Below are 9,852 nucleotides of genomic sequence, written 5' to 3'. Positions count from 1 at the left end.
CCTCGGGGGCACGACCGTTGCCTCCCGGGCCGCACCGCTCCGGGCCGGTCCGCTTCGCGTGACCGGCCGCTCCGCTGCCGGCTCCGCGTCCCGCCGCCGGTCACCGCCCGCCGTGAGCTGCGGGAGTTGGACGACGCGACCGTCGAGGAGGCGGGGGCGGTGGTCGCCGCCGAGCAGGAGGCGGCGCGGCGTTCGTGTCCGCAGTTGCCGGCGCTGAGCGTCGCGGACTGTGTCGCCGCGCTTGTCCACAGTGGACGGAGCGGGCACGGGGTCGTCGTCGTGCGGGACGGGCGGGTGCGCGCCGTTCCGGGGGCGAGCGTGCGGGAGGCGTCCGTCGTCGGGCGGTACGCGAGGTTCGCGGCCGGCTCGGTGGCCGTCGACCCGGAGGCCGCCGATCCCGCGGCACTGCTGGCGGAGGCGTACGCCGAGGTCGGCCGGCGCCTGGTCGAGGACGGCGTGCGGCTGCACTACCTGCTGCACGCCGCCCGCCCGCAGCTGTCCGAGGCGTGGGCCGGCCGCGGGGACCGCGACAGCGTCGCGGCGCTGGCCGGCGTGGAGCTGCGGCACCGGGAGAACCCGCCGATGTTCGGGCCGCCGGCGCGGAGTGGGTGCACGCCGACGCCACGTACCTGATCGCCACCGTCGACGGGGTGGACGTCGGCCTGCTCACGCTCGAGGAACGTTCGCCGGCCCCCCCCGGCTATGTCCGGCCGGGACGCCGTTCATCGGGGTCACGGCGACCCTGCCGGAGGCGCGGCGCACCGGTGTCGGGCGGGCGCTGGTCGCCGAGGCGGCCGCCCGGGGTGCGCTGTCGGTCGACTTCGCCTCGGCGAACCCGCTGTCGCGGCCGTTCTGGCTGGGCTGCGGCTTCCGGCCGACCGGCTACGGGCTGGTCCGCCACCTGCCGGCCGATTGACCGGGCCGCGGCGCCGCTGAAGCCGTTCCCCCGAAAAGATCGGGTGGGGCGGGACGGCGCGGGACCGGCCGCGCACAGCGACCGGTCCGCACGTGCGCGGTGCAGCTCATTCCGCGGTGAAGGCGGTGTTGCGGCGGCGCCGGACCCCCTGCGCGATCAGCAGGATCGCGCCGGCGAGCAGCCCCGAACCGCCGGTCACCAGGATGCCCACCAGGGAGATCCCGGTGACCGGCAGCCGGCCGCCGCCACCCGACGCGCCGCCCACCGGCGTGGGTGACGCCGACGTCGCCGGCGACGCCTCCGGGGACGCCCCGGGGGAGGACGAGGCGCCCGGCGTCGGGCTCGCCGGCGTGGAGGCGGACGGGGACGGCGACGGCTTCCCGGGCGGGGTCGGGCTCGCCGGCGGGCGGGGGGAGGCCTCCGGCGAGCCCGGGCAGGTGTGGGTCAGGTTGAAGAACGGCGCCTTCGTCGGGCCGCTGACCTCGGCCGAACCGTCGAGCAGCAGCCAGCCCGCGGGGACCTGGACCCACGCCTTGCTGGTCCCGTTCGTGGTGATGCCGTCGGGGTACGGGTCCGACGCGTCGGGCACCCGAACGGTGGCCGTGGTGCCGGCGCCGGTGCGGAACGCCAGCGTCAACGAGACGAAGTCGGCGTCGTTGCGCGGCAGGACGAAGACCCAGCCGTCCGTGCCGGGGCTCGCACCACCGGGGATCTGCGCACAGGAGCGGTCCCCGAACGTCCCCGCGACGGCGCCGCGATGCGCGTCGTGCAACGGAACGGTCGTCGGGGCCGCGGCCCCCAACAGGAGAAATGCGGCCGGCGCGAGCCAGTGAATCCGAGCCACCAGAAGCCTCCGAGGATGCGATGTTCCTCGAAGGGGCGGAAGTGGCCGCTGTGGCGTTACGGGTTCGCGAAAGAAATTCGCTCAGTCGTCGTCCGGTTTCCCGGCGTGACTGGGCTTGCGGGTGTTCGTGGCGCCGTTGCCCGGTTTGGCGGTCTCCGGCGGCGGGGTCGGTGCGGCCGACGGGCCGGCGGTGAGGCGTTCGCAGTAGGCGCCGATGGCCGCCTCGCCGCCGGCCGCCGCCGCCAGGATCCGCAGGTCCTCGGCGCTGATCGCCTTGGCGTTCGGGTTGGTGGCGGTGGCGGCCCAGGAGCGGCACAGTCCGATGAGGACGGTCGCGTCCGGCGTCGGTGTCGGTGTCGGGACGGCGCTCGCCCGGGGAGCCGGCGACGGGGTGAGCGCCGGGGCGCCCTGGGTCGCGGTGCCCGACGCCTCGGTGGTGGGCGGTGCCGGCACGCCCACGCCGGAGAGCAGGTCGTGCGCGGTGCGTTGCAACCCGTCCGGGAGCCGGCCGGTCCCGGCCGCGTAGGCGGTGCCGCCGAGCAGGAGCGCCGCGGCCGCGCCGGTCAGGGCGAGGGCCAGCCGCCGCCGGTGGCGCGGTTCGCCGGCCGCGAGCGGTGCCGGTTCGTGTGCGGCGTGTGCGTGTCGGAACGCCGCCAGCGCGGCCGCCTCGCCGGTGAGTTCGTCGGGGCGGGCCGGCCCTCGCGCGTCGGCCAGCAGTGCGGCCAGCCCGTCGGGATCGTCCGTGGCGGTGCCGTCGAGCAGGCGTTCGGCGCGTTCGTCGTCGAGCCGCCCGGTGTCGTCCGCCCCGCCGCGGCGCAGCAGGCGGCGGGCCCTCTCACGCGCGTCCATCGGTGCGGTTCCCTTCCAGGCGCAGTTCGCCACGGGGGCGCGGCGGGCCGGCAGCGGCGCGCCGGTCGCGGACCTGGGGGTGTGCCGCGAGCCGTCGCAGGCCGCGCATCGCCGCGATCCGCACCGCGCCGGCCCGCTTGCCGAGCACCTGCGCGGCGCCCGCCGCGTCCAGCCCGGCGACGACCCGCAGCAGCACGGCCTCGGCCTGGTCCGGCGGAAGCGTACCGATCAGCGACAGGGCCCACTCGGTGCCGGAGTTCTCGATCACGTCGAACAGGACGTCCCGTTCGGCCCGCCCGTCGACCGGCTCGACGCTCTCCCGCGCCTGTTCGCGCTTGCGCCAGGCGCGCCGGCCGTCGTCGATGCCCCGGTGCCGGGCCACCCGGAACAGCCACACCCGGAACGTGGTCGCGTCCCCGGTGAAGCCCGGCAGGGCGCGTGCCACCTGCAACCACGTCTCCGACGCGACGTCCTCGGCCGCCTCTCCGCAGACGACCCGCAGGTAGCGCAGCACCGCCGGGTTCAACGCCCGCCACAGGGTCGTGAAGCCGGCGTCGCTGCCGCGCACGGCGGCCGTCAACGCGGTGGACAGGTCTTCGTCACGCACAGACAGGGCTCCTCGGGGAACGGGCGCGAGCACTGTAGCCGTCATTTGGCACCCGCGGACCCGACAGTTGTGCGACGTGGGGCCACCGTTTCGGACAGGCCCGTGCGCGCCACTGCCTGCCACCGCTGCCGCCCGCCGAGCAGCGCGGCCACCACCGACTGCACCACCACGAGGTACATCACCTGCCGGTACCCGAACTGCTGCAACGGCACCGTCCACAGCGCCCCGTAGCGTTCCCGGTCCAGGCGCAGCGCGTACGCGGTGGTGACCAGTTGCAGCGCCACGAACCCGCTCCACGCCGCCGCCGTCTGCCACCACGGCAGGAACGCGAGCCCGTACAGCGCGTACACGTCGACCGCGGGCGCGGCGAGCGGCAGCGCCACCTGGAACACCAGCAGGTACGCCAGCCCGCGCCGGCCGAGCCGCCCGGCGGCGCCCCGTTCGCGCAGCGCCCGTCGGTGTTTCCACATCGCCTGGAGCGTGCCGTAGCACCAGCGGTGACGCTGCCGCCACAGTTGGCGCACGTTCGCCGGTGCCTCGGTCCACGCGACGGCCCGGTCGACGTACACCACCCGCCAGCCGTCCCGCAGCACCGCCATCGTCAGGTCGGTGTCCTCGGCGAGCGTGTCGCCGGGAACGCCGTCGACGGCCCACAGCGTCCTGCGCCGGAACGCCCCGATCGCGCCCGGCACGGTCGGCATGCACCCCGCGAGGTCGAACATCCGCCGGTCCAGGTTGAACCCGACGACGTACTCCAGATGCTGCCAGCGCCCGATGAGCCCGCGGCGGTTGGCGACCTTCGTGTTGCCGCTGACCGCCCCGACGGCCGGGTCGGCGAAGGGCTGCACCAGCCGCCCGACCGCGTCCGGCTCGAACACGGTGTCGCCGTCGACCAGCACCAGCAGTTCCCCGCGGGCGGCGGCGATGCCGGTGTTGAGCGCGGCGGGCTTGCCGCCGTTCGGCTGCTGGATGAGCCGCACACGGGGCAGTCCGAGCCGGCTGACGATGGCGGCGGTGTCGTCGGTGGAACCGTCGTCGACCACGATCACCTCGAGGTCCGGGTAGTCGTTGGCGATCAGTGAGCGCACGGTCGCGGCGATGTTGGCCGCCTCGTTCCACGCCGGGACGACGATCGAGACCGGCCCGAGGTAGCGCGGGCGGCGTTCGCGGCGGTCCCGGCGACTGTGCCGGCGGGCGGCGGCGACCTGCACGGCGAGGCGCAGCAGCGCCAGCACGACGGCGAGCGCCACCAACCAGCCGAGGAGGCGGGCGGTCCAGCGCGCACCGGCCTGCGTCCACCTGCTCGCGAGGCCCCGGGCGCGGGCACCCGCCGACGCCGGCGCCGCCGTGGGCAGGCCGAGCGCGGCGGAGACGGTGACGAACGAGCCGCCGGCGCTCAGGATCCGTTCGAGGGCCTCGACGGTCTGCGCGCGGTCGCCGCCGCCGTCGTGCAGGAGCACCACGCCGGCGCCGTCGGCGGGGCCGGCCGCCCGGACGATCTCCGCGACGCCGGGGCGCCGCCAGTCGCGGGTGTCGTGATCGGCGAGCACCGTCACGTAGCCGTCGGCCGAGGCGGTGCGCAGGACGTTCCGGTCGGTGACGGTGAGCCCCTCCGGGGTGGACGAGTAGGGCGGGCGCATCAGCCGCGGCGTGCGGCCGGTAGCGGCGGCGACGGCGGTCGCGGTGAGGTTCAGCTCCAGCCGGCGCCGCCACGGGGCGACCGCGCCCAGGTCGGCATGGGTGAACGTGTGCACCCCCAACTCGTGCCCCTCGGCGAGGATGCGCCGGACCAGGTCGGGGTGCTCGTTGACGCGGGCACCGACGACGAAGAACGTGGCGTGCGCGCCGTGCCGGCGCAGCGTGTCGAGCACGGCCGGCGTCCAGCGCGGGTCCGGCCCGTCGTCGAACGTGAGCGCGGTGAGGCCGGCCGGCAGGTTCGTGTGGTGCGGCGTGCCGTCGGCGTCGACGGTGAGCACCGGGCCGGCGCCGCGCAGTTCGGGGGCGAGCGGCGCGGTGCCCGAACGCGCACCCGTGCCGCCGCCGGCCGGGTCGGCGGTGAGGCCGTGCACCGCCAGTTCGATCAGCAGGAACAGGCCGGTGAGCACCAGCAGGAACCAGTGCGCGCGGGGCGTGCGGGCGGCCACCGGGTCACCTGTTCCGGCCGGCGGCGTTGGAGTTGGCCGGCTTGGGCGAGGGGCGGTTCCCGCGCGGGGTCTCCGTGGTGGACGGCGGCGGCGCCGACGCGGGGGAGGGCGCGACGAGCCTGGTCGGGGTGGGGGTCGGCGTGCCGGTGGGGGCGCGGCGCGTGGTCCCGACCGGCGCCGGCGGGGGCGGGTCGAGCCGCACGTCGCGTTCGCCGACCCGGTCCTGGACGGCCTGCCCGCCGGCCGGCAGCCCGGGCAGCGGCACCGGCGAGACGCCGAACACCCCGGCGACGGCGAGGCTCAGCGCGCCGACGAGCGCGAACCCGGCGGCGAAGCCGAACGCCGTCACGAGCCTGCGCCGCCGTCCGGTGCCGTCCGTGAACACCGCCTCGCGGGGGACCCCGTCGTCGACCTCGCTCACCTGCACCCGCCCTTCCTCGTACGTCCGACGGGGAAGGAGCGGATCGCGCGGGCGGGGTGTTACGGCGTGGCGTCGGGTGTCACCCGTCGGGGTGAGCGCCGGACGGAGATCTCGTCGGAGGGCACCTCGTGCCCGCGCGCGCAGGTCACCTTCGCCGTGACCGGGGCGCCGCAGTCCATGTGCGTGACCCGCAGCGGCGGCCCGTCCTCGCCGGTCAGGTACCGGTCGCCCCACTGCATCAGGGCCAGCAGGGCGGGCAGCACGTCGCGGCCCATGTCGGTCAGGTGGTACTCGAACCGGGTGCGCTGCCCCGGCTCCCGGTAGGGCTCGCGGCGCAGCAGCCCGTCGTCGGTGAGCTGGCGCAGCCGGGCGGCCATGACGGCGTCGGTCACCCCCACCCGCCGCGCGAACTCGTCGAACCGGTGCGCCCCGTACGCCGCCTCGCGCAGCACGAGCATCGCCGTGCGGGTGCCGATCACGGACAGCGCCCGGTCCACCGAGCAGCGGTCGGCCGTCCAGGAGTCGCGGTCGGCGAGCCTTCCCTCCAGGTGCATCGCCCCACTCTAGCTTGCCCTGGGCATAGTCAGCCGGTTAGCGTGCCTGGCTATGCGAAACAAGAGTCAGCTGGCGGTGCTCTCGCTGGCGGCGTTCATGGCGAGCCTGGACGTGTTCATCGTCAACGTGGCGTTCGACGACATCGGCGCCGACCTGGGCGCGCGCTCCGTGTCCGAGCTGTCCTGGGTGCTGAACGCGTACGCGATCGTCTACGCGGCGCTGCTGGTGCCGGCCGGGCGGGCCGCCGACCGCTACGGGCGCAAGGGCGGGTTCCTGCTCGGGCTCGCCCTCTTCACGGCGGCCAGCGCGGCGTGCGCGCTGGCGGACGAGGTGTGGGTGCTGGTGGCGTTCCGGATGATCCAGGCGCTCGGGGCGGCGCTGCTCACGCCCGCGAGCCTCGGCCTGGTCGTGGCCTCGGCGCCACCCGAGGAGCGGGTCCGGGCCGTGCGGATCTGGGCCGCGACGGGCGCCGTGGCCGCCGCGCTCGGACCGGTCGTGGGCGGGCTCCTGGTCGAGGCCTCCTGGCGTTGGATCTTCCTGGTGAACGTCCCCGTCGGCGCGCTCGCCCTCGTCGCCGCCGCGCGGATCGTGCGGCCGTCGCGGGACCCGTCGGTGACGCGGCTGCCCGACCTCGGCGGGGCCGCTCTTCTTGCGACGGGGGTCGGCGCGCTCACGCTCGGGCTGGTGCAGGGTCCCGCGTGGGGCTGGCTCAGCCTTCGTTCCGGTGCCGCCTGGGCGGTGGCCGTCCTCGCTCTGCTGGGCTTCGTGCTGCGCTCGCGCCGGCATCCCGTGCCGCTGGTCGAGCCGGCGCTGCTGCGGGTGCGCACGTTCGCGTGGGCCAACGTGACCGTGCTGCTGTTCTCGGTGACGTTCGCCGCGTCGCTGCTGTCCGTGGTGCTCTGGATGCAACAGGTGTGGGGCTGGTCGGCCATCCGGACCGGACTCGGCGTGGCCCCGGGTCCGCTGATGGTCCCGCTCTTCGCGGCCCTCACACAGCGCGTCCGGATTCCGATCTGGAACGCGGTCAGCCTCGGCTGCCTCCTCCTCGCGGCCGGCGGCCTGGTCAACGCGGCGCGGCTCGGCGCGCAGCCGGACTACCTCACCGACTTCCTGCCCGGCTGGCTCATCGGCGGCGCCGGCGTCGGGCTGGCCCTGCCCTCCATGCTCGCGGCCTCCACCGCCGAACTCCCACCGGCGCGCGCCGCCACCGGAAGCGCGGTCGTCAACATGAGCCGCCAGATCGGCACCGCTGTCGGCGTGGCGATGCTAGCGGCAGTACTAGGAACGCCCGTCGGCTACCCGGCGACGCACGCGGCGTTTACGCACGTCTGGTGGGCGATGGCGGCGTTCGGCGCCCTCGCGGCGGTCACCGCGTTCGGCATGAACCCCCGTCGGCGAGGCGGTACGGTGGGCGCACCACTCATCGAGGAGGCACGATGCGCCGCGCCCTCGCACTCATCGCCTGTTGCGCCGTCGTCCTGACCGCCGCGCCGGCCCGGGCGTCTTCACCCGCCTTCGTCTCTTCACCCGCTCTCGGCTCCTCACCCCCCTTCGTGAAGGAGGCCACCGCGTCCGGCTCCGGGGGTGCGGTGTCCACTGTGGACGCCGACGCCACCCGGGCCGCGCTCGACATCCTTCGCCAGGGCGGCAACGCCGTCGACGCGGCAGTCGCCGCGGCCGCCACGCTCGGCGTGACCGAACCGTTCTCCTGCGGCATCGGCGGCGGCGGGTTCATGGTGATCTACCGCGCGAAGGACCGGAAGGTCACCACCATCGACTCGCGCGAGACGGCACCCGCCGCCATGCGCCCCGACTCGTTCCTCAGCAACGGGGCCCCGCTGGCGTTCGCCGACGCGCGCTACAGCGGGCTGTCGGCCGGCGTTCCCGGGACCGTCCGCGGCTGGGCGAAGGCGCTGCGCGAGTACGGCACGATGCCGCTCGGGCGGGTGCTGGTGCCGGGCATCGCCACCGCCGCCGGCGGCTTCACCGTCGACCAGACGTTCGCCGACCAGACCGCGCCCAACGTGCCGTGGTTCGACGACATCACCTCCACCCGCGCGCTGTACCTCGACGCCGACGGCACGCCGCGCGACGTCGGTTCGCGGCTGCGCAATCCCGACCTGGCGCGCACGTACGCCACGTTGGCGGTGTTCGGGGCGGAGTCGTTCTACCGCGGGCCGATCGCCGACGCGATGGTCGCCGCCGCCACCGCGCCGCCGCTGGCGCCCGACGCGGACCACGTGTGGCGCCCCGGCCTCATCGCGACCTCCGACCTGCGCGGCTACCAGGCGGTCGAACGCGCGCCGACCCGCATCGGCTTCCGCGGGCTGGACATCTACAGCATGGGGCCGCCCTCCAGCGGTGGCTCGACCGTCGGCGGGATCCTCAACACCGTCGAGGCCCTGGGGCAGCCGGCGAGCCGCGAGGAACTGCTGCACCGGTTCATCGAGGCGTCCCGGTACGCGTACGCCGACCGCAACGCCTACCTGGGGGATCCGTCCTATGTGGACGTTCCGCTGACGGGGCTGCTGTCGCAGGGCTACGCCGACACCCGCGCCGCGCTGATCGGGCCCACCGCCGCCGCCTCGCCGGTGCCGCCCGGGGACCCTTACCCGTTCGAGGGGCGCACCGCACCCGGCCCCGCCGCGACAGCGGAGACCGCCGCGCCGCCGCTGTCCAGCACGACCCACCTGACCGTCTCGGACAAGTGGGGGAACGTCGTCGCGTACACGTTCACCATCGAGTCCACCGGCGGCAACGGCATCGTGGTGCCCGGCTACGGGTTCCTGCTCAACAACGAGCTGACCGACTTCAACTTCGACTCGCTGACCCACCCCAACCGCGTCGAACCCGGCAAGCGGCCGCGCAGCTCGATCAGCCCCACGATCGTGCTCCGCGACGGCAAGCCGGCGCTCGCACTGGGCTCGCCCGGCGGCGCCACCATCATCACGACCGTGGCGCAGATCCTGCTCGACCGCTACGTGCTGGGCACCCCGCTGCCGGACGCCGTGGCCGCGCCCCGGCTGAGCCAGCGCAACACGGCGTCGACCCAGGTCGAGGCGGCCGTGCTGACCTCGCCGGAGGCGGCCGCGCTGCAGGCCCGCGGGCAACGGCTGACCGCCGGGGCCGAGATCGGGGCGGCCACGGCGATCGAGTTCGGCCGCAACGGTCGCGTCACCGCGGTCGCCGAACCGGTCCGCCGCGGCGGCGGCAGCGCGGCCGTCGTCAGACGCTGATCGCCCGCGCGGTTTCGTGCAGCGCGGCACTTCGCGCGTACAGGGCCGGTCCGGTGACGGGCCGGCCCTCGCCGTAGGAGCCGCCGGCCACGAACATCGCCGTGCCGTCGATCGCCAGCGCGCCGCCGTCATCATATGGCGGCGATCAGCACCTTCCGATCTCCCAACGCATGTACGAAAATGGGTTCATGCGGGACGGCCTGGAAACGGCGAAAAACGAGGTGGACCAATGCCTCGACGCCAACCCCTGGGCACTGTCCAATGTGGACCTCATCGAGAT

The 9,852-nt window shown here is 75.3% G+C and carries 9 protein-coding genes; 3 read left to right on the top strand and 6 right to left on the bottom strand.

Annotation, left to right across the window (positions count from 1 at the left end; all coding sequences use genetic code 11):
• On the top strand, nucleotides 1-633 hold a 633-nt coding region (locus tag Val02_RS46615), incomplete at its 5' end, for a hypothetical protein (protein WP_203905827.1).
• 389 nt (nucleotides 634-1,022) lie between these two features.
• Here the strand turns inward: Val02_RS46615 and Val02_RS46610 are convergent.
• From Val02_RS46610 to Val02_RS46585, 6 genes are all read right to left on the bottom strand, one after another.
• The gene (locus Val02_RS46610; RefSeq protein WP_203905826.1) at nucleotides 1,023-1,760 is read right to left on the bottom strand and encodes a hypothetical protein; all 738 of its coding nucleotides are present in this window, start codon (nucleotides 1,758-1,760) and stop codon (nucleotides 1,023-1,025) included.
• A gap of 81 nt (nucleotides 1,761-1,841) precedes the next feature.
• Complete coding sequence (locus Val02_RS46605) at nucleotides 1,842-2,609, bottom strand: hypothetical protein (RefSeq protein WP_203905825.1); 768 nt, start codon at nucleotides 2,607-2,609, stop codon at nucleotides 1,842-1,844.
• A complete protein-coding gene (locus tag Val02_RS46600) occupies nucleotides 2,596-3,216 on the bottom strand; it encodes an RNA polymerase sigma factor (protein WP_239153867.1) in 621 nt (206 codons plus the stop codon). The genes Val02_RS46605 and Val02_RS46600 overlap by 14 nt, the downstream gene beginning before the upstream one ends.
• Before the next feature lie 41 nt (nucleotides 3,217-3,257).
• The gene (locus Val02_RS46595) at nucleotides 3,258-5,360 is read right to left on the bottom strand and encodes a bifunctional polysaccharide deacetylase/glycosyltransferase family 2 protein (protein ID WP_239153866.1); all 2,103 of its coding nucleotides are present in this window, start codon (nucleotides 5,358-5,360) and stop codon (nucleotides 3,258-3,260) included.
• A 4-nt stretch (nucleotides 5,361-5,364) separates the two neighbouring features.
• Nucleotides 5,365-5,787, bottom strand: a complete 423-nt coding sequence (locus Val02_RS46590) for a hypothetical protein (RefSeq protein WP_203905823.1) — start codon at nucleotides 5,785-5,787, stop codon at nucleotides 5,365-5,367.
• 53 nt (nucleotides 5,788-5,840) lie between these two features.
• Nucleotides 5,841-6,335, bottom strand: a complete 495-nt coding sequence (locus Val02_RS46585) for a winged helix-turn-helix transcriptional regulator (RefSeq protein WP_239153865.1) — start codon at nucleotides 6,333-6,335, stop codon at nucleotides 5,841-5,843.
• Between the two features lie 52 nt (nucleotides 6,336-6,387).
• On the opposite strand from Val02_RS46585, the gene Val02_RS46580 reads away from it, so the two are divergent.
• The gene (locus Val02_RS46580; protein ID WP_203905822.1) at nucleotides 6,388-7,818 is read left to right on the top strand and encodes an MFS transporter; all 1,431 of its coding nucleotides are present in this window, start codon (nucleotides 6,388-6,390) and stop codon (nucleotides 7,816-7,818) included.
• A complete protein-coding gene (gene ggt / locus Val02_RS46575) occupies nucleotides 7,773-9,572 on the top strand; it encodes a gamma-glutamyltransferase (RefSeq protein WP_203905821.1) in 1,800 nt (599 codons plus the stop codon). The genes Val02_RS46580 and ggt overlap by 46 nt, the downstream gene beginning before the upstream one ends.
• Nucleotides 9,573-9,852 lie beyond the last annotated feature (280 nt).

It is taken from the genome of Virgisporangium aliadipatigenens (genome assembly GCF_016863615.1).
GTDB classification, from domain to species: domain Bacteria; phylum Actinomycetota; class Actinomycetes; order Mycobacteriales; family Micromonosporaceae; genus Virgisporangium; species Virgisporangium aliadipatigenens.
Note: the sequence above shows the minus strand (reverse complement) of the source record. Positions and strands in the feature narration are given on the sequence as shown.